The following is a 19,067-nucleotide window of genomic DNA, read 5'->3' as shown; positions in this document are numbered from 1 at the left end:
ACTCAGTACGCCAGCATCGCACATTTCGGAGTCAGTTCACAGACATGGAACCAAACACATGGACTCAAATCCTTGCATCGACTCAGTTTTCCATCCGCGCCGATTCACCGAACACGGCACACCGACAGACAAATAGCGACGCGGCGCCCGAAAGGCCTGCCGATACGAGGATGGGTGATGACCCGCAGCTGACACATGTGACACTGGTCTGGCGCGAGGGCCAGCATGAGGACTGGATCAAATTCGGTAAGCCAGTTGCCGAACGGATCGTCAGCCGTAGCGAGCGAATTGAGAGCTATAAGGCGGGGCAAGTGTTCGCCTTGGTCCGCTGGGCGTCCAACGACTATGGCACCGTCCGTTCAACCTTGGACATCGTACAAGCTGTCAGCTTAGGTGAGCGTTGTGCAACCGTGCCGCAGGTCGACCCCGGCGGAGAGCTGCTGCTTTCGGTCCATGGCTGGCCCAAGGTCGCGCAAGTCTTCCGGCTGATCGACGCCATCGAAACCTCAGGCATAGACCCCTGCGATGTTGCTCCGGAACATTGGCGACACATCCACAACCGGATGGCGGGCCGACTTACACCGCGTGACTACACACCCGCGCGGCACCAAGCCTGGCTCCAGCGCAAGGCACTTCTGTCATGAAGCGGCGCAGCATGATACTTGCAGCCATCGTCGGTTGCGCAACGCTCTCGACGTTGGCCGTGCCCGTCGCGCGCTTCGCCGTGTGGAATGCGACCGCCTCGGTCCCCACCGGGCTCTACGCCATCCGTGGCAGGGCGAGCCTGCACGTCGGCGAGCGGGTCGCCATTGAGCCGCCGCCCGAACTGCGCCGCTTGCTCGCCGAACGGCATTATCTCCCGACAAGCATCCCGCTGCTGAAGCGCATCGCGGCTGTACGCGGCCAGCGCGTCTGCCGTGATGCTTTGAGCATTACGATTGACGACCAATATGTCGGCGCGGCCCGTCCGCGGGACCGTCTGGGGCGCGCACTGCCGACCTGGACCGGCTGCCATGTGCTGCGCACCGGCGAGCTATTCGTGATGAACCCGGCAGCGCCCGACAGTTTCGATGGGCGCTATTTCGGCGTGCTGCGTCTGACCCATGTCATTGGGCGCGCAACCCCAGTCTGGACCGATGAAGCGGGCAATGGCGACCATGTCTGGTTCGCCGACCCGCGCGCCTCCGACACTTCCTCACCCTCAACCCAAGGAGATTGAACCCATGCGTATCGGAACTTTTCGTGCCGCCGGCGGCGGCTACAGCGGTCAACTGCGGACGCTGTCGCTGAGCATTGAGCTGTCACTCGTCCCGGCAGACCCATCGGACAGTGAGAACGCTCCGGACTTCCGTGTGGTTGCTGGCGAAGATGCGGACGGGCGCGAAATCGGCGCAGGCTGGAAGCATGTCGGGGAGAAGGCAGGCGACTATGTCAGCTTGCAGATCGATGATCCTGCGTTTTTGCAGCCGCTGCGGGCCAACCTTTTCAAGGGCGATGACAACGGCCATGTTCTGGTTTGGTCGCGTCCCGCGCGGCGCGAAAAGGCCAGCTGAGCCATGCAGCTCCGCCGCCTCAGCTTCGCCGCTTTGGCTGCGCTCGCTTTGTTCGGTGCCGCGCCTGCCTTTGGGCAGGACGCTGCCGACCCGACAGCGCCGCGCACCGTCGACATTGCAGCGTACGTTGCTGAGGCATCGCTGCGTTTCGGCATCCCGGAACAATGGATCTATGCGGTCATGCGGGCCGAGAGCGCTGGCCGGATCGGCGCGGTGTCGTCGGCCGGAGCGATGGGTCTGATGCAGCTCATGCCTGGAACCTGGGCGCGTCAGCGCGCCCGGTTCGGTCTCGGCAGCGACCCGTTCGACCCGCGCGACAACATCTTGGCTGGGACCAGCTATCTTCGCGAAATGTATGACAGTTACGGTGCTTATGGCATGCTCGCCGCCTATAATGCAGGACCCGGGCGCTATCAGGAGTGGCGCGATCGCGGTCGCCCGCTTCCCGCAGAAACCCGCGCTTATGTCGCAAAGATCGCACCGATGCTGCAATCGGACAACACGGCCACTGTCGTCGCCAGCATGTCGCCTGTGCCGCAAGTGCGCATTGCGTGGACGCAAAGCGGGCTGTTCACGGCGCGAACTGCCGCGACCGAGGCACCGCCGAACGCGGACATAAGCGAAGAAACGGCGGCTGCGCCACCTGCTTCGCTGCGTCCGCATGGCGGGCTGTTCGTCCCTGTCTCGGGGAACCGCGACCAGTGACGGGCCACCTCCCTTTCTGGCGCGTCATGGCGTGGACTAGCGCAATATTGTGCGGAAGCGGGGTTGCAGGAAAGGATGGGTCAGGAGGATGGCAAGATGAAAGCGGAGCCAGCCGCCGAGGTGTGGGGCCGCAGAATTGCGGGATTTTCACAGCCAGCCGCCCTGCCCCATGGCTGGCTCCAGTCTCGATAATTGTCGCAATTCCGCCGTTCAACGAGCCAGCCGCTGTATCGCATCGCTTGACCTCATGAGTGATGACGATCTGGAAATCAGGCCTGGGCGCATCCGAGATCGCAGTTCCGGCCAAGGCAAAGCGCGCACACTCAAAGCCCAACTGCGGGCACTTGCCAACCGGTCAGGCTGCGGCGGCCGGGCGGGTGGTTCCGCATCGCGACGTAGCACAGGTCGCCTTGCCCGAGGCCGCATCGCAAGCCTGCAGGCAAGCTCCCGCGCAAGTCAGCGCCGTGTGATCGTCAAGGCGAGGATCGTGCGGCATCGCGGGGCTCGCTTCACTGCCGCGCCGCTGGCAAAGCACCTGACCTATCTCAAGCGCGATGGCGTGACCCGCGACGGGAAGGATGCGGCGCTGTTCGGCAGCGGCGACGAGACCGTCGACGGCGGAGCCTTCGCCGAGCGCTGCGCCGATGACCGTCACCATTTCCGTTTCATTGTTTCGCCCGAAGACACGGCCGAACTGGCCGATGTGCGGAGCTTTACCCGAGACCTGCTGAGCCAGATGGAAAGGGATCTTGGCACAGGTCTCGACTGGGTCGCCGTTGACCATTGGAACACCGACAATCCCCACATCCACATTCTGGTACGCGGCAAGGCCGACGATGGCCGCGACCTGGTTATCGACCGCAGCTACATCAGCGAGGGCATGCGGGCTCGTGCCGCGCAGCTGGTGACCATGGAACTGGGCGCACGGACCCAGCAGGACATTGATCGAAGCTTGGCCCGCGAGGTGCAGGCCGATCGCTGGACCGGTCTTGATCGCCAGCTGCAAACGCTTGGTGACGGCCTCGGCGGCGTAGTCGACCTGCGCCCCGATCCGCAGCGGATCGCCAACCCGGCCAACCAGCATCTCATCGGCCGCGCCACAAAACTCGAACGCATGGGCCTGGCAGACAAGATTGCGCCTGGCTGCTGGCGGTTGAAGCCAACACTCGAGCAGACTTTGCGGGAGCTTGGCACCAGAGGTGATATGATCAAGAGGATGCACCGCGCCATGACCGGGCACGGCCTTGCCGCTGAAGCGGGTCGATTTGCCCTTCATGATGAAAGGGCGAGCGAGCCCGTCATCGGGCGACTGGTCGAGCGCGGCCTGCACAATGAGTTGACCGGTCAGGCCTACGCCGTGGTCGATGGCGTGGATGGCAGGGTCCATCATTGCAAATTCTCCGACATCGACATGACCGGTGATGCTGCGCCGGGCGCAATCGTCGAGCTTCGCTCCTGGACTGACCGGCGCGGCCGCGAGCAATCCTCGCTCCTGACCCATTCCGATCGCGATCTTGCTACCCAGGAGCGCAGCCGCGGAGCCACCTGGCTCGACAAGCAATTGATTGCATCGGAGCCGCTGCCGCTCGGTCCAGGCTTTGGCAGCGAAGTCGAAGCAGCGAAAACGCGCCGGCTCGATTATCTGGAAAGCGAGGGTCTTGCCCAGCGGCGCGGTGACCGCTTCGCCCTGTCCCGCAATCTGCTTGGCACCTTGCGCGAGCGCGACCTTGCCGACGCTGGTGCAGCACTTTCGCGTGAACATGGCTTGCCACACCGCCAAAGCCGATCATCCGGTGAGATGTCAGGCGTCTATCGCCAACGCATCCAACTCGCTTCGGGCCGCTTTGCGATGATCGACGATGGCCTTGGGTTTTCGCTAGTCCCCTGGTCAAAGCAGCTCGATCGGCATCTCGGGCACTATGTGAGCGGCCAGCCGCGGTCTGGTGGTGGCATCGAATGGACACTGGGCCGAAGCAGGTCGATCGAGATATGATGTGGCAAGCTGACCGGTACCAGTCCAATCTTGACAAACGCACCATGTGATGCGTATGTTCGCGTCAGGAGAAACGACCATGGCAAGCGCAGCAATCACCCATCAAACGGCCCCGGCAGCAGCAGGCCTGCAGACCTTTTCGAGCGACGGCGACCGCAAGCGTCTGACCGGCGCGGCGGTCAAGGCCGTGTTGCGGCTCGTCGATGCCTGGGGTGGCAGCAATGCCGAAGGTGCCGCGCTGCTCGGCGTGTCCGAGAGCACATGGGACCGGATCAAGGCCGGCAAATGGGATGGCACCTTGAGCCAGGACCAGCTGACCCGTGCCTCGGCCTTGATCGGTGTGTTCAAGGGGCTGCACCTGCTGTTCGCCGATGCGATGGCCGACCGTTGGCCGCGCCTACCCAACCGGGCGCCGGTGTTCGGCGCGAAGTCGCCGGTCGAAGCGATGATCGAAGGCGGTATCCCCCGGATGCTTGAGACCCGGCAGTATATCGACGCTCTGCGTGGCGGGCTCTGAGCCGCAGTCTGCGCTGCCGCTGGTGCGTGAGGCGTTCCCCCGCACCATCAGGCTTGTGGCGAGCGCGCGGCTGCGCGAAGCCGTACTCGCGCCGCTGGCCGACGACCCCGACGAGTTGGCGCTGCTCGCCGAGATCGAAGGCGCGACCAGCGGGCGGTTAGTTGCCGAGGAACGCGGGCTTGGCGCACTCAGCCCCGAAGAACTGGTTCATGGCGTGCCTCATGCCCGCTTCATCAATGCCAGCTTCGCCTATGCCAAACCGCGCGAGCCGATGCGCTTCAACCCTGCAGACCGCGGCGCTTGGTATGCGGCGCTGGCGGTTGAAACATGTATTGCCGAAGTCGGGCACCACCTGACTAAGGCACTCGCTGACGCAGGCGACTTCAACGCGGTCGTTGAATATGGCGAAATGCTCGCGAGTATGGCCGGCGTGTTCGTCGACCTGCGCGAGGCAGCGGATCATCCCGCGCTCGATGCCGACCCCGCGACCGGTTATGCTGCTGGCAATGTTCTCGCCGCGCAGGCGCGAGTCGAGGGCCACAATGGCATCATCTACCCCTCGGTCCGCCATGCGGGCGGCACCTGCATCGCCGCACTATGGCCGAATGTCGTGCAGTCGGTGGTGCAAGGCGCGATGGTTCGGCTGACCTGGTCGGGCACGCCGGATTATACCTGGGAGCCGATCTAGCAATCTGCGCCAGCCTGTCCGTTTCTACGCCAAGGGCTGCAAGCCCCAACTCCCCCCTTGCCAACTTCTCCAAAGCTCACCGACGTAAGCGTGAACGATGCGGAGTTGCGCCATGTCGGCTGCCAAAATCCTGTGGGGTCAGATCCTCGCGGTGCTGATCATCATTGTTGCGAGCGTCTGGTCCGCAACCCAATGGACAGCCTCGGCGCTTGGGTTCCAGCCAGAACTCGGTGCGCCCTGGTTCCGACTGTTCGGCCATCCGGTCTATCGCCCCTATGACCTGTTCTGGTGGTGGTTCTCCTATGATGCCTACGCTCCGCAGATTTTCGACACGGGGGGAATGATCGCCACCTTGGGCGGGTTCTTGGCAATCGTGGTGGCCATCGCGATGTCCGTCTGGCGCGGCCGCGAGAACCGCAACGCCAACACCTATGGCACTGCCCGGTGGGCAACCCGCGATGACATCCGCAAAGCCGGATTATTGGCCGACAGCGGGGTTGTGCTCGGACAGTTCCAGAACAACTATCTTCGCCACGACGGGGCTGAACATGTTCTGTGCTTTGCGCCGACACGCTCCGGCAAAGGCGTCGGCCTCGTGATCCCGACCCTGCTGACCTGGTCAGGCTCGGCAATCGTGCATGATATCAAGGGCGAGAACTGGGATGTTACTGCCGGTTTTCGCAGCACGTTCAGCCGCACGCTGCGTTTCGATCCAACCAGTCTTGAATCGTCCGCATACAATCCGCTGCTGGAGGTGCGCCGCGGCCTCAATGAGGTGCGCGACGTGCAGAACATCGCAGACATCCTGGTCGATCCCGAAGGCAGTCTCGAGAAGCGCAACCACTGGGAAAAGACCAGCCACGCGTTGCTGGTTGGGGCCGTCCTTCATGTGCTTTACGCCGGCGCTGACAAATCGCTCGCTGGCGTTGCGGCTTTCCTCTCCAACCCCGACGAGACCATTGAGAACACGCTCTATGCCATGATGGACACCCCGCATCTGGGTGAAGCAGGCCCGCACCCGGTCGTTGCCAGCGCTGCGCGCGAGCTGCTCAACAAGTCTGACAACGAGAGATCAGGCGTGCTGTCGACCGCCATGTCGTTTCTAGGCCTCTATCGCGATCCGGTTATAGCAAAGGTCACCAGCCATTCGGATTGGCGGATCGCCGATCTCACAAGCGGCCGACCGACTTCGCTCTATCTGGTCGTGCCGCCGTCCGACATCAGCCGGACCAAGCCACTGATCCGCCTGATCCTCAATCAGATCGGCCGCCGCCTTACAGAAGAATTCGATCCTGCGACCAAGCGCCAGCGTGTTCTGCTCATGCTGGATGAGTTCCCTGCCCTCGGCCGGCTCGATTTCTTCGAAAGCGCCCTCGCCTTCATGGCGGGCTACGGCCTCAAGGCTTTCCTGATTGCACAGTCCCTGAACCAGATTGAGCGCGCCTACGGGCAAAACAATGCCATCCTCGACAATTGCCATGTTCGCGTTGCCTTCGCGACCAACGATGAGCGCACAGCCAAACGGGTCTCTGAAGCTCTCGGCACGACCACCGAGCAGCGGTCGATGAAAAATTATGCCGGGCACAGGCTCTCACCCTGGCTTGGTCACCTGATGATCTCACGATCTGAAACGGCGCGCGCACTCCTTACGCCGGGCGAAATCTTGCAACTGCCGCAGACCGACGAGGTCGTGCTCTCGTCAGGGGCACCGCCGATCAAGGCGAAGAAGGCCCGCTACTACGCTGATCGGCGGCTGCAGTCTCGAGTGTTGCCCGCACCCGAGAACTGCGGCCAACCCGCCGAGGCGCGCGCAACCGATGACTGGAGTGCTCTGCCCCCTATCGAGCCAGACCCCAAGTCATCTGAAGACGGTAGTCGCAGGATCGATCCTGCCAATGGCGGCTTGCGGCGCGAGCCTGACCTGCCCGAACATGTCGAAGTGGTTGCGCGGCCCAAGTCTCCTGCAGCGGAATTCGACTTTGCCGAATCTGACGGCGCAGACACAGACCAATCAGCCGCAAACAACGACCACATCCGGCGCACTATGGAGCGCGGCGCCCGACAGGCCTCGCTCGACCTCGGCGACGGGATCGAACTGTGAAGCTGAAGCGTACGTTTCGGCTGCCGCCTGATGTGATCGACCAACTTGCCGAATTCGCGATGCGGAGGCGTGTCGGCCAGCCCGATGTCGTGGAGGCCGCTCTTCGGTCATTCATGTCGCCTGACAACCCTGAACAGCTCGAAGCGGCGCTCAGCCGCCGCCTTGACCGCATCGACCGGCGCCTCGGACAACTCGATCAGCAAACCGAGATCACCACAGAGGCGTTGGCATTGTTCGTGCGGTTCTGGCTTACCGCCAATCCGCCCCTGCCCGATAGTGGCCTTGCCGCGGCGCAAGCGCAGGGCAAGGAGCGGTATGAGGGGTTTGTTGAAGCACTCGCGCGCCGATTGGAGGGACGGTCCCGGTTGGGCGATTTTCGACTCTAAAACGACCTCTCCTCCCGCTGATAATTGGGTCGCTCTGCCATTCAGCTAAGCGTTGACGCTGCCAAGCCGTCAACCAAGAGGAGGCGGAAGGGGCATACGAGGCGGAGCGGTGCGCCACATCAGCGCGACTTCTTCTTCCGTCAGGCCGTAGGCACGCTCAACCATGGCCGCGAGGGCGCGTTCGTGGGCGAGCAGTTCGCCGCGCGCGGTGCGGGCGGGTTCGGCGGTTTCGGCAAAGGCATCGCGGAGCTGGCGCAGCTGGGTGGGCGTCAGCGACTGGCGGCGGGGCAAAGCGGCACGGACAGCGGCAATGAAGCCATCGCTGTCGAGGAGGCTGGCTTGGCGGAGGGCGGTATTGACCTGCACATTTGAAAACTCGATCTGAAGCCAATCGGCCAATGACGATTCCGCACGATTTATCGCATCCTGCGATTGCTTTGCCAGAGCTACCAATTCCGCGACACGATCTCGCTGATCATCAGCCAGCGGTGGAATTGGGAAGTTCCTCACGTACGGAATGTCGAGTGCCAACGCCTCGTCCTTCTTGTGCGGGAACTTCTTGAACATGAAGTACCAACCGGTTGGGGCATTCATGCAAACCTGTAGCCAAAGGTCCGTGGTCGGCAATATCAGAGCCGAGTCATTCAGGAGGTTGTCGCCATTATCGGCACAGATTTGCGCGTAGAACGCAATGCGCCGGATGAGTATTTTGGGCTCGTTGAACCGCTCATGATAATCGACGGAGTCTTGAATTTCATACCATTTGTAGGTCCCTGCTTTCCTTCCCGGCCATTCCGCCCCCTTTGTCGGAGGCACCCAGTTCTCCGGCTTGGGTTCCAGCTGAGTGCGGTAGCCTTGCAGATGCCTCAGGACGCTGGGGTATTGTTCAATGTCGACTCCACGCCGAGCAAAGATCATCCACAGCCCTGCCCATTCGGGCGACCAGCGGCCAATATCCTGCCCACGCAGGTAGGGCTTGATGATCTCCGATGCCGCCGGATCGTCACGGACCAGTTGGTCACGCGTCGCAGTATCGATCAGGAAGGCTTCGTTGAAGCCGGTCTTGATCCCGTAAAGCGGGCTGACCCCGGCATATTCGGACAGCGGCACGCCGCGCTCGCGGATTTTGCGCAGCAGCGCGGCGACATCCGGCGGCTCCAGCACCCAGGGCTCTGCTGTCAGGTCTGATCGCGCTGCCCGGTAGGTCGCGGCATCCACCGCCAGCGCCAGCCCTTCACGCGGAACCTCGTCACGCGGGATAACGGCCAGATCGAACTCTTCGGGCACGTCCTCGCCGAGCGGCTTGCGCACGCTGATGACGCAGGGGAAAACATCTGCATCAGGAAACAAATGCTTGGCATGGCCGAAATCGGCGAGGAATTCGATCCAGACATCTTCGGCGAACAGTCGCCGCAGTTCCTCTGCATAGCCAGTCTTAAGCCATTTGTTGGTAACGACATAGCCCATCCGCCCGCCGGGCCGCAGCAGCTTGATCCCCTGTTCATAGAAATAGACATAGAGGTCGGCCGTGCCAGCATAGGTCGAAAAGCTCTTGGCGAGCGCGGGTTTGATCGCGCTGATTTCTTCCTGCCGGACATAGGGCGGATTGCCGATGACGGCATCGAAGCCGCCGGTGCGTGCGTTCGATGAAAGCTCTGCCCAGACACCGGGAAAAGCGATTTCCCAGTTGAAGAAATCTTGCTGCGCCACATGGCCCAGCGCATCACCAATGATCCCGCTGGCCATTGTGCGGCGGCGATCATCGGGCCTGACTTCGGGCATCAGGCTGGCCTGTGCCCCGTCATCGCTATCGCCGTCCATGATCGCTAGATCGCCGCTGGCGATACGGCTCGGGTCGCCGAAGCTGCCTTCGAACACCAGCTTCAATGCTTCGGCCCGATCGAACTTGCGCTCGGCCTCTGCGGCGCGGGTGACGGCGCGGTCGATCCGTTCGATTTCCTTGGCCTTGGCAGCTTTTTCCTTGTCAGTCTTTTCAGGCATGGCGGCGATGCGTTTATCGCCATCGGCGCGGATTGCTGCTGCTGTCTCGCGCGGACGCTTTACGTTGGTTTCCAGCACGCCCATCAGATCGTCCGCTTTGACCAGCGACAGCAGGGCATTCAGCGGGCGGCTCGATTCCGCGACGGTGCCGAAGAGCTGCTTTGATTGGTGCACTTCGGTCAGGTCGGTATCGGTCAGCCCCTCAATGGTTTCCATATGCCGCACGACATTGGCCAGCGGGGCAAGATGATTGTTGGCGATCAGCGATCCGCGCGCCTGTAACCAATCCATTGTTGGGCGCACCCATCCGCCCAGCACAGAATTGCCGCAGCGCAGATGGTGATCGAGGAAAGACAGCGGTGCGCCGACTGTGAAGCTGTGTAGCCAGAGCGAGACCTTGGCCAGCTCAACCGCCATGCGGTTGAGATCCACGCCGTGGATGCAGCGTTTGAGCACCATGCGCCGGACGATGTGGCGGTCCTCGAGCTGGTCCTCGACAATCGGCCAGCCATGGTCGCGCGCGTTGGCTAGGATGGCTTCACGCAGGCCAGCAATGTTTTGAACCAGCGGCGACGCATAGCTATCGCCCGCAATTTCCTCGGCGTCCCCAATCGCGGTCAGCACTTTGTCCGAGAGCCAATCGACCAGGCTGACCAGAAAATGCCCGCTACCCATTGCGGGATCAACAATCCGCAAAGAGAGCAGCGCCATCGCTGGATCATGCTGGGCGAGTTCCGCGCCTTTCAGCCCTTGTCCGTGGGCCGCCTCAAATGCTGCCCGTTTTTCCGCAACTACCGGGCCGACCGTTTTCTCAATAATCAGCGAAACCAGTGGCTCGGGTGTGTAATAGGACCCGGAACGATGGCGGGCCTGATTGTCGGCTCGCGGCTTGACGCTGCGGGCCTCAAGATCTGGCTCCACGCCATATTCGAGGATGGATTCATAGATTGAACCCAGCTGCTGCACCGAAAGATCGCGATAGTTGATGTAACGCAGTCTCCCGTCTTCGCGGCGGTGCGACAGTGCCAATATGACTTCAGCCAACACGGTGTCGGGCAAGCGGATACGCGAGAGCAGCGGAGATTCCGCCGCATCGAATAGGCCACCATTATAGGGCGGGATGCCAAGGCTGTCGTCGCCCTCGGCAATAGCCCCGAAGATCGTTTCGAGCCGCGACCAGTAGGCGTGGCTCCGCTCCAGGGGCTTGCGACCCTCATTATCCAGTTGCTCGATTTCCTGCCGCAGCCGGGTGCGACAATAAGGCGAATAGGGGCCAGTCTCATCGGGCAGAAGATTGCGGTCTTCGGCATAGAGAATGAACAACAGCCGGTAGAGAAGGAACAGCGCGGAGGAGCGCACTTCCTCTGCATAGGCCGCATTGATCTCGGCAGGTCGATTGGGGTCGGCCAAGGGAATCGCTGCGATCAACTTGGGAAACACGTTCGAGAAGACGGTTTCGGCGAGATCCTTTCGGACACGCTCTTCCCAGCGTTTCGTTTCATCAAGCGCGATTAGATGGAAGCTGCGGCCTTGGTCGGTCGGCAGGAACGCCTCACGCCCGAACGCTAGAACGAACAGGCGGAAGGCGTGTTCGGGGGACATGCCGACGTCAAAAAGTTCGGGTGTGCAACCAGGCAAACCGAACAGCTTGCCAAGGTCGATCTCGAAAAAGTCTTCGGCAACCGAAAGCGCGTTTTGGTAATACAGTCGCCAATTTCGCCCGTTGGTCAAAATGCCCCATGGCATCCGGCCTTCGGTAACCACGCTGGCACGCTGCAGGTAGTGCATGATTTGGGTGGACGGGACACCTTGATCGCCCGTGCCTTGCCGATCGAGCGGTCGCCCCCAGCGCTTGGCCTCCACTAGCGCCGAGCCATGGCGGAACCGCTGCCACGGCTCCAGCCCACTAGCGGTGGCATCGGCATCTGCATCGGGAAACAGCAGCGCATCCGGCACATCTTTGCGCCCGCGGACGGTAAGATTTTGCTGAACCGAAATATGATCCCAGCCCAGCAGCCCAAGTAACGGGTAAATCAACTTCTGCTCGGTATCGGCCTCGGTGGGATTTTTGCGCTTTAGAAGTTCATCGAGCAAATGGCGTGATTGCGCCCACAATTGCGTAATTCGAGCATCATCCAGCGCCTGCCACTGCGGCGTCGCCGTGACCCCTTCCGTCAGCCAATCTGTTGTGAATAAAGCACCTTGATGCACCCGCCGCCTCCCGTCAGCCCGAGCTAGCCAGTTTTGACGGAGGAATGAAGCGATTCCTTGGCGGGGAGGTTCAGGCGTAGATTTCATCGCGCTGCGATGCCTAGCGAATTGTTATTGTCAGACGACATCTCGTATGATTGGCGCTATGCAAAATGCGATTGGGGACATCGACGGCAGGCGCCAACTTTCCTGCCGTACAGCTACCCCTTCATGAGTTATGAAAGCGGCCGTCCGTTCATCTCGAAGTTGGCTAGGGGGCATACGATCGGTAGGTTTCCGTCGCGGATCGTGTGCGTCTGGTCGTCATTGGACAGCTGCCGCTCAACCGCGGTGCTACAGAACGTAAATGCTGAGGCGCGATTATGAGCTTTTCGCCAGTAGAAGTTAATCGCCTTGTTGTACAATGAACTTACAACCGGCATCTCAGAAGGCGACCTTACCGGCAGGAGAAAGTTCTTGAAGCGTAGCATGACTGCCCTCGTAATCGGCAATGCCGATTATCCAGACGGCCACGACTTGATGAACCCGGTGCACGACGCCGACGACTTCGGCGCTAAGCTAAAAGGCTATGGGTTCGAAGCGATCGTTGTGACCGACTGCACTGCGAAGGAAATGGAGAAGAGCCTTAAACTGTTCCGCGCGTCACTCGATAAGCATGATGTCGGTCTGTTCTTTTTTGCCGGACACGGCATGCAGATCGAGGGAAGCAACTATCTGCTAGCGCTTGATACGGACATGGACAGCGAGACCGACGCCAAGCACAGCTCGCTTTCATTGGATAAGGTCGTGGACGTGATGTCGAAGTCAACGGCAGCAACGAAGATTATCATTCTTGATGCGTGCCGCAATAACCCCTGGGAGCGCAAGTGGCAGCGCAGCGCCGCGACCCGCGGCCTCGCCTCTGTCTATGCGCCCAAGGGAACAATTATCGGCTTCGCGACGTCGCCTGGCGAGACCGCAGGCGACGGCGATGGTCGAAACGGAACCTACACGGCCGCACTGCTTGACCACATTGACGCGCCCGACTGTTCTATAGAAACGATGTTCAAGCGCGTTAGAAACACGGTCGCCGCTGCAACCAAGAGCAGGCAAACTTCGTGGGAGCATACATCGCTTGCGGGCGAATTCTACTTCAACATGAGTCTCGGCAAACTTATCACCGAATATGATGGAACGGCACTGGCAGACGGGCTCTTCGTCCTCGACGTCGCGAAGAAGTCGCACAAGATCATAGCGGGACTGAAGACGCACGACTGGTACAGGCAAAACCCCGCATTGGCACTCCTTACGCCCGAGGCGGCCAACAAGATGGCCCCAGACAGCCTTTTCGTGCTCGGTCGCAATATCTATCAGGCCGCATGTGGGACGTCGGCCGCAGCAACATCGTATGTTAACGACTTTGTCGCGAGAACCGCGACCTATGAAGAGGCGAAGCGCAAGGCAATTCTGGACGGCATGCTGTTCGAGATTTTCTTCGACGCTTCGGGAAAGCTTCGAACCAAAATCAAGAGCAAGTTCTTCGACACGGTGTTCGATCTGCAGCGCGTCCCCACCTTCAGGACCAGCTTCGATTTCATTGCTGATGCGTTAATCGCTGCCAATGCCGACTACCATGTTGTCCCCGGTAAGGGCCAGGATCTGGCAGTAACGATTTCGACCATTCAGAAGAAGAGTGGCCCGCGCGTTGACGCGATCTACATCGGCGGTGTCGACGTCCTGAAAGTTAGCGATGACGCGTGGGACACCGACGAAGGCGACCCCATTTACTTTGCAATTGCACCAAACGAACTCGCTGAAAGGTTGTCAGAGGACTTAGCGGTGCCCGCGCGCAATCTCAAATTGACTTACTCGCCAAATTCGGCGGCGAAAGAACCGGTGCTGCGGATTGCGCTAGGCTGGACCGTACGCAAGTAAGCTCGGCATCGCCCAGCCCGCCACGTTCTCATGATGCCAGCACACACCTTGGGCTGAACGCGGACGCCTTACACCAGTTTAATGGTATGCGTGAAAGCAAGCATGAGAATAAGTCCTAAAGATCCCGAATGGACGGCGCCGAAGACCGGATGGGATTGGCGCGACGACAATGTGCTGCTCGCCAGCGCATGGCTCGCAGAGCTTGTCCAGCGTCGAACCTGGCACCAGCGGCTTGAAGCGACCCGCGACCGCTTTCTTGCGGCGAAAGAGAGCTGGGCGCGTGGCAATCCCGTCCCATTCTATGATCCGGCGGATACTGCCGCTTGGTACGTTTTCCAGGCTAATGCTTACGCGGCGGATCGCCTGAACTGGGTGCCGGAAGAAGCGGTTCGCATGGTGCCGACCTTTACCCGGATTGGCGAGGAATTGACCACGCTGCTTTCGATTGGCGGCGCCGAAGACCGGGCCGCCCGGCTGATGAACGCCGATCGGAGCCAGCCCGATGGCGGACTGTTCGAGCTGCTGGTCGCGCTTGCATACCGACGGGACGGTTGGAATACAGTCTTTGTCCCTGAGCGACCCGGAGTCGCCAAGACCCACGACCTCAATGTTAGCAAGGGGCGGCAGCGCTGGGCTGTTGAGTGCAAGCGTATGGACCGTTCGAGTTACGATGCGCGGGAACGTACTCGCGGCCAGGTTCTGGCTCAGCCCGTCCATCGGCTTTCGCTAGAAGCCTATCGGTCAATCTACATGCAGGTCGCGTACGATGCCGAGCTAAGTGCGATCCCTGACGATTACCTTGCCCGGCATGCATCGGACTATCTGAACGGCGTTGGGCCGAATTATTGGCGCGATGGCCATGGCATAGGCACTATCCGCGAAATTGACTGGTCGCTGGCGCATCGCGTTCTTGCCAAGGACGAGGTTTACTACGGTTCGAGCAGAATGATAGAATTGCTTATCGGCCAGTATGACCACGACTTCGCGCATTCAATGGCCGGGAAGTGGCGACCGAGCCTCAGCCGTCCATTCTGGGCGGACATGGTCTATCACGCCAGTGTTATTGGGTGGCGTAATCAATCGCGGGAGGCGATCCGCCAGAAGGCGCGGCATTTCCGATCAACAGTGGCGAAAGCGGCCGCACAGCTTCCCAAGGATCGGCCCGGTGTTGTTCATGTCGGCGTTGAATCCTGGGCGGGTGGCACGGCTGTCGGCGTCCGACATTTCCGCAACAAGCTTGAGATGCTCGACTTCGATCCGGGCGATACGCGCCTGCGATGGGTCTACGGCGAGTATGTTGCGCCTGAAGTCACAACACGGTCGGATGAGAGCTGGGCGATCGAGGAAACCTCGGCCTCCTATCGCGTAGGACGTCATGGAACACGCGAGCCGCTACCATATCACATGCTGCTGACTCCCGAGATCAAGATCAATCGCGGCGTCCACTGGGATCCGGCCAGCCAGTATCCGCTCGACCGATCATAGTCGGGAGCCCCGCCTCAGTCTCGCCGCTGACCGAACTGGGCACAGCGGACTACGCCGAGGGATCAGTCGGCAAGCGGCCTACTTGCTTAAGGACGTCCGAGACCTGGCGGCAATACTCGGGGTTGGCGGTCAGGAAATCTTGGATCGAATGCCGAAAGGGTGGCGGGCTGCCGTGGAGCGATCCGTTTTCGTGCAGCCAGTCAACGACCGGCAAGAAGCCGTGGAGTTCGTTGGCCGACTCGTATCGGCCGTTATCGACCGCACTTTCCATACTCAGCCTCGCCCAGACGACGTCACCATAGACCTGGTTTATCGTTGCTCGTGCATCGGCCGGGCAGGTCTTGCCGTCCCAGGTATAGTATCCATGCAGCCCCTTGAGCACGGTGTCGCCTACGCGTACGATGATCTCGAAATAGCCTAGCATTGTTTGCTTATGCGACTGAGCTTGGTGGATTGCATACGCCAGATGCTTTTTGTCGAAGGCGTGCAAATCGACGCTAACGTCGCTACCCGAAAGCCGCTCCAGATACGCGCGCGCCGCCTCATGCCAGACCGGCTCGAACGCGATGAACCCGAGGAAAGCGTCCGTTGCCATCTTCCACGACGTTGCAACGGCAGGCGTGACAGTCGCGCGGTAGCTGTGCCGGTTCGGTCGCTCGCTCCCCCCGAGCGGTGACACGGCCAAGGCCGCGCTCAGGATCCTGGCGTCATCGTTGATGAATTCGAGTTTCGGCCAGTCGCCGACCCGTTCAACGCGATGCAGCGCGTAGCGCTCCTGCAGCGCATGGAGCATTTCCGGGTTTCCGTGGGTCCAGCCGTTGGCAAATTCTGGAAGCTGATCGTGCGGGACGTCGCCAATCCAGCCCTTCGCATCTGCTTCGGGCTCCCAGCCGCGGGCCGCATAGGGGAAGTCCTCCCCGATCCGTTTGCCAATTATCGCCTCGATGCGATCGTGGACTCCGTCCGGCACGCGCCATACACAAATTATCATGGGATAGGGCGATCGTCCCGCTCCCAGCGGCTCCTTGGGTTCGAACAGCAGCAGGGCGAGCCGCACGAACTGCAATCGAGATGCGCGTGACCTGATAAAGGCGACGTAGCGCTCCCGCGGCTCGCTTGTGTCGAACCAAATCAAGTCCATGTCGGGACTGAGCTGCGGGAGGAATCGCAGCGTCTTGAGCGCAATCGGCCGCAGAACTACAGCACCGGCTTCTGACTTGGCCTGCAGCGACGTGACATCGACGCTGGCCGAATACGCAAAATATGACAGCGGCAGGAGCAGTTCACTCCAATGGGTCGAGACGACGACGCAACGGATCATCTCTCTCGGGACCCTGTCTCGCTCCACGAGAAGGGTAACGTATTTGCTCAGCTCATTCAGTGTGCCGCGAGCGCTGTTGTCGCTGCGCTTAATCTCGACGCAAACGATGTGATCGAACGCATCGCGAGCAAGGATATCGATGCGTCCCCCAGATCCGTTGGCGTTGTCGAGCACGTACTCGGTTTTGAGATGCACAAGCCCAGGCTCAATGAGTTCCATCCGCTCGGCTAGATGGTCTCGAAACTCGTCTTCATTGGAAAAGAGGTTCAATACCGGCTTCGGTGCATTTTTATCCGGCGAGCTGTTCATGACTCGGTTGATAGCCGAGATCGATGTATCGAGGGAGAATGATCGACGTAAACGAGATGAGAGATTCCATTCTGGCGGCTTACGACCTGCCAAACGTCGATGAGCGCTATACCTTCTATTACGATGAGACAAACAACGTCCGAAAGCTGCATCTCACATCGGCCGGGATGAATATCCGCCGACCGGACTGTTTCGTGCTGGGCGGGATCGTTCATCGAGGTTCGCCGCGGCCGATCGCCCTCGCCGAGCTTCATGCAGCGCTGCGCCTCCAGCCATCGGTGAAAGAGATCAAGCTGAAGCATTTAGGCGCCGGCGGTTTCCTCGATCTGCTCGCCTCATCGAAGGTCGAGACGTTACTCGACTGGCTGACGGCGAAAAAGTTTCTGCTGCACTATCAAGTGATCGATCTGCTTTATTGGTCGATCGTCGACATCGTGGATTCGATCGTCACAGAAGTCGGCGAGCCGGTGCTGATGGCGGCGCATTTGCTCCTTAAGGATAGCCTCTATACCGTGCTGTGCGACGATGTAGACGGCACCGCCGAGCTGCTCGGCCGCTACAACTACCCAGATGTCGGACGCGAGCGCCGGTCGGCCTTCATTGCCGAGCTGCGGGACCTGGTCGAGCATCGCGAGCCGCTGCTCGAGCATTTCCCCTTCTATATGTTGAAGGGCTTGTTGCAGGCGTCCAGGGGACTGGAGTCCCTGCCCTATCTGGAAGACGAGACGCCCAACGTCCTTATCGACGGCTTTGGCTCGTTCTTTTTGAATCGGCTTTGTCTCTTCACGAAGGCGCAGCACATCCTCGACGACGAAAAGCAGATCGAGGCATATCTCGAATCGCTCCCCTTGAACGACAACGGCGTTCCGCTCCGCCACTTCCGGTTTGCCAATTCCCAGTCCGAGCCAGGCGTGCAGTTGTCTGACCCTGTAGCAGGACTACTTGGCAAGCTGTTCAGCCATCTCAATCGCACGCCGCTCGACGAACTCGAGGAGGAGATGGCCAACTTAACGAATCAACAGCGGCGCAGTCTCAGGCTTCTGGCTCGATTGCTCGACGCATCAGCCGACGAATGCCCGGCGTTCGCGCAATACGTTATCTCCGCTAAGGATCGCCATCGCGCCAGCTTCGTACTTGAGGGTGAAGCTCTCACTTTTGAGAGATGAAATTGAATCGTTCGCCCACGGGTTTAATCGATTTCGCTGAGTATAGCCTTCCAAGGAGGAACCTCGGCTTCAATGACTTCGATGCAAGGACGGAAATTCCAAAATTAAGTGATAGCACCAAAATTCGGGAGGATATGGCTTTCCAGCCGGTACGGTCCGCACATGCTTCGACCACCTATTCGTTTCCGTGGGCAAATCGGTCACCTCCTCAAGCGCAACTCCCAGCTTCCCGGCGATCGCTTTGAGCGCGTCATTAGGCGTCCCGGCCAGAAGATAGCCCAGCATTGCCCCCGATTCCGAAAACGGCGCGTATCGGCATGTCAGGTATTCGTCAGTCACGTCACGCACGTAAGCGGCCACGCTGCCCGGCGTCTCAAGCACCTTGGCTTCAAGCGGCCACATGATCCGTTCGTCGGCCCGAAGTACGAAGGCCAAGTCGTATTCGGGCGGTTGAGCGGGCGGGGCTCTCATCGTTTCACGCTCGAAGGGGCCGTGCTGGACGTAGAAGGGTTCATCCCCAGTCATCGCGTCTCTCACACGCGGTTCCAAGAGCTGGGTGATGCTTCTCTCCAAGTCCCGCCCGTCAATGGGTATCCATCCGGCGGGGGCCGCCTTGTCTGGGTAGGTAGCGAGCGCTCTTAAGCGTGCTCTTAAGAGTGTGCTTTGGAGCGGTCGGTGGGTCAGGTGACGGTATTTTCGGGGCCAGAGCGGCGCCGG

At 60.5% G+C, this 19,067-nt stretch carries 15 protein-coding genes; 12 read left to right on the top strand and 3 right to left on the bottom strand.

Features of this window, described 5'->3' with window-relative positions:
- The 9 genes from EH199_RS21900 to EH199_RS21860 form a co-directional block, all read left to right on the top strand.
- Positions 1-644 (top strand): DUF2840 domain-containing protein (locus EH199_RS21900; RefSeq protein WP_223806849.1); only part of this gene is annotated, 644 nt, incomplete at its 5' end.
- On the top strand, positions 641-1,219 hold the full coding sequence (locus tag EH199_RS21895) for a S26 family signal peptidase (protein WP_124811216.1): 579 nt from the start codon (positions 641-643) through the stop codon (positions 1,217-1,219). The genes EH199_RS21900 and EH199_RS21895, both read left to right, overlap by 4 nt.
- A 4-nt stretch (positions 1,220-1,223) precedes the next feature.
- Complete coding sequence (locus tag EH199_RS21890) at positions 1,224-1,553, top strand: DUF736 domain-containing protein (protein ID WP_124811215.1); 330 nt, start codon at positions 1,224-1,226, stop codon at positions 1,551-1,553.
- 3 nt (positions 1,554-1,556) lie between these two features.
- Positions 1,557-2,258 carry a lytic transglycosylase domain-containing protein gene (locus tag EH199_RS21885; protein WP_124811214.1) on the top strand — a complete coding sequence of 234 codons (702 nt, stop codon included), beginning with the start codon at positions 1,557-1,559 and terminating at the stop codon, positions 2,256-2,258.
- Positions 2,259-2,505: 247 nt separating this feature from the next.
- A complete protein-coding gene (locus EH199_RS21880) occupies positions 2,506-4,251 on the top strand; it encodes a DUF3363 domain-containing protein (protein ID WP_066531898.1) in 1,746 nt (581 codons plus the stop codon).
- Positions 4,252-4,300: 49 nt separating this feature from the next.
- The gene (locus EH199_RS21875; protein WP_197426237.1) at positions 4,301-4,768 is read left to right on the top strand and encodes an antitoxin Xre-like helix-turn-helix domain-containing protein; all 468 of its coding nucleotides are present in this window, start codon (positions 4,301-4,303) and stop codon (positions 4,766-4,768) included.
- On the top strand, positions 4,755-5,456 hold the full coding sequence (locus EH199_RS21870) for an RES family NAD+ phosphorylase (protein WP_066531899.1): 702 nt from the start codon (positions 4,755-4,757) through the stop codon (positions 5,454-5,456). Before EH199_RS21875 ends, EH199_RS21870 begins: the two co-directional genes overlap by 14 nt.
- A gap of 112 nt (positions 5,457-5,568) precedes the next feature.
- Complete coding sequence (locus EH199_RS21865; RefSeq protein ID WP_066531901.1) at positions 5,569-7,557, top strand: conjugal transfer protein TraG; 1,989 nt, start codon at positions 5,569-5,571, stop codon at positions 7,555-7,557.
- Entirely contained in the window at positions 7,554-7,943 is a 390-nt protein-coding gene (locus EH199_RS21860) for a CopG family transcriptional regulator (RefSeq protein ID WP_066531904.1), read from the top strand. The genes EH199_RS21865 and EH199_RS21860 overlap by 4 nt, the downstream gene beginning before the upstream one ends.
- A 69-nt stretch (positions 7,944-8,012) precedes the next feature.
- Here EH199_RS21860 and EH199_RS21855 read toward each other — a convergent pair whose 3' ends face one another.
- Positions 8,013-12,155, bottom strand: coding sequence for an Eco57I restriction-modification methylase domain-containing protein (locus tag EH199_RS21855; RefSeq protein WP_124811213.1), 4,143 nt, complete (start codon positions 12,153-12,155; stop codon positions 8,013-8,015).
- A gap of 456 nt (positions 12,156-12,611) precedes the next feature.
- Between EH199_RS21855 and EH199_RS21850 the strand changes: the two genes are divergently transcribed.
- Positions 12,612-14,069 carry a caspase family protein gene (locus tag EH199_RS21850; RefSeq protein ID WP_066528950.1) on the top strand — a complete coding sequence of 486 codons (1,458 nt, stop codon included), beginning with the start codon at positions 12,612-12,614 and terminating at the stop codon, positions 14,067-14,069.
- 102 nt (positions 14,070-14,171) lie between these two features.
- Positions 14,172-15,554: a hypothetical protein gene (locus EH199_RS21845; RefSeq protein ID WP_124811212.1), complete on the top strand. Its 1,383-nt coding sequence runs from the start codon at positions 14,172-14,174 to the stop codon at positions 15,552-15,554.
- A 49-nt stretch (positions 15,555-15,603) separates the two neighbouring features.
- Here EH199_RS21845 and EH199_RS21840 read toward each other — a convergent pair whose 3' ends face one another.
- Positions 15,604-17,184 carry an endonuclease NucS domain-containing protein gene (locus EH199_RS21840; protein ID WP_124811211.1) on the bottom strand — a complete coding sequence of 527 codons (1,581 nt, stop codon included), beginning with the start codon at positions 17,182-17,184 and terminating at the stop codon, positions 15,604-15,606.
- A 38-nt stretch (positions 17,185-17,222) separates the two neighbouring features.
- On the opposite strand from EH199_RS21840, the gene EH199_RS21835 reads away from it, so the two are divergent.
- The gene (locus EH199_RS21835; RefSeq protein ID WP_072378584.1) at positions 17,223-18,350 is read left to right on the top strand and encodes a DUF3800 domain-containing protein; all 1,128 of its coding nucleotides are present in this window, start codon (positions 17,223-17,225) and stop codon (positions 18,348-18,350) included.
- Between the two features lie 69 nt (positions 18,351-18,419).
- Here the strand turns inward: EH199_RS21835 and EH199_RS21830 are convergent, their stop codons facing one another.
- Positions 18,420-18,875: a hypothetical protein gene (locus EH199_RS21830; protein WP_223806848.1), complete on the bottom strand. Its 456-nt coding sequence runs from the start codon at positions 18,873-18,875 to the stop codon at positions 18,420-18,422.
- Positions 18,876-19,067 lie beyond the last annotated feature (192 nt).

Origin of the sequence: Novosphingobium sp. LASN5T (assembly GCF_003856955.1) — a bacterium.
Classification (GTDB): Bacteria; Pseudomonadota; Alphaproteobacteria; order Sphingomonadales; family Sphingomonadaceae; genus Novosphingobium.
The sequence above is the reverse complement of the archived record's forward strand: the minus strand, read 5'-3'. Positions and strand labels throughout refer to the sequence as shown.

What these genes read in the sequence shown, in the direction of transcription:
- EH199_RS21880 (WP_066531898.1), top strand. Translation starts at nt 2,506, where the DNA reads ATGAGTGATGACGATCTGGAAATCAGGCCTGGGCGCATCCGAGATCGC.
- EH199_RS21895 (WP_124811216.1), top strand. Translation starts at nt 641, where the DNA reads ATGAAGCGGCGCAGCATGATACTTGCAGCCATCGTCGGTTGCGCAACG.
- EH199_RS21840 (WP_124811211.1), bottom strand. Translation starts at nt 17,184, where the DNA reads ATGAACAGCTCGCCGGATAAAAATGCACCGAAGCCGGTATTGAACCTC.
- EH199_RS21890 (WP_124811215.1), top strand. Translation starts at nt 1,224, where the DNA reads ATGCGTATCGGAACTTTTCGTGCCGCCGGCGGCGGCTACAGCGGTCAA.
- EH199_RS21885 (WP_124811214.1), top strand. Translation starts at nt 1,557, where the DNA reads ATGCAGCTCCGCCGCCTCAGCTTCGCCGCTTTGGCTGCGCTCGCTTTG.
- EH199_RS21875 (WP_197426237.1), top strand. Translation starts at nt 4,301, where the DNA reads ATGCGTATGTTCGCGTCAGGAGAAACGACCATGGCAAGCGCAGCAATC.
- EH199_RS21835 (WP_072378584.1), top strand. Translation starts at nt 17,223, where the DNA reads ATGATCGACGTAAACGAGATGAGAGATTCCATTCTGGCGGCTTACGAC.
- EH199_RS21865 (WP_066531901.1), top strand. Translation starts at nt 5,569, where the DNA reads ATGTCGGCTGCCAAAATCCTGTGGGGTCAGATCCTCGCGGTGCTGATC.
- EH199_RS21830 (WP_223806848.1), bottom strand. Translation starts at nt 18,875, where the DNA reads ATGACTGGGGATGAACCCTTCTACGTCCAGCACGGCCCCTTCGAGCGT.
- EH199_RS21845 (WP_124811212.1), top strand. Translation starts at nt 14,172, where the DNA reads ATGAGAATAAGTCCTAAAGATCCCGAATGGACGGCGCCGAAGACCGGA.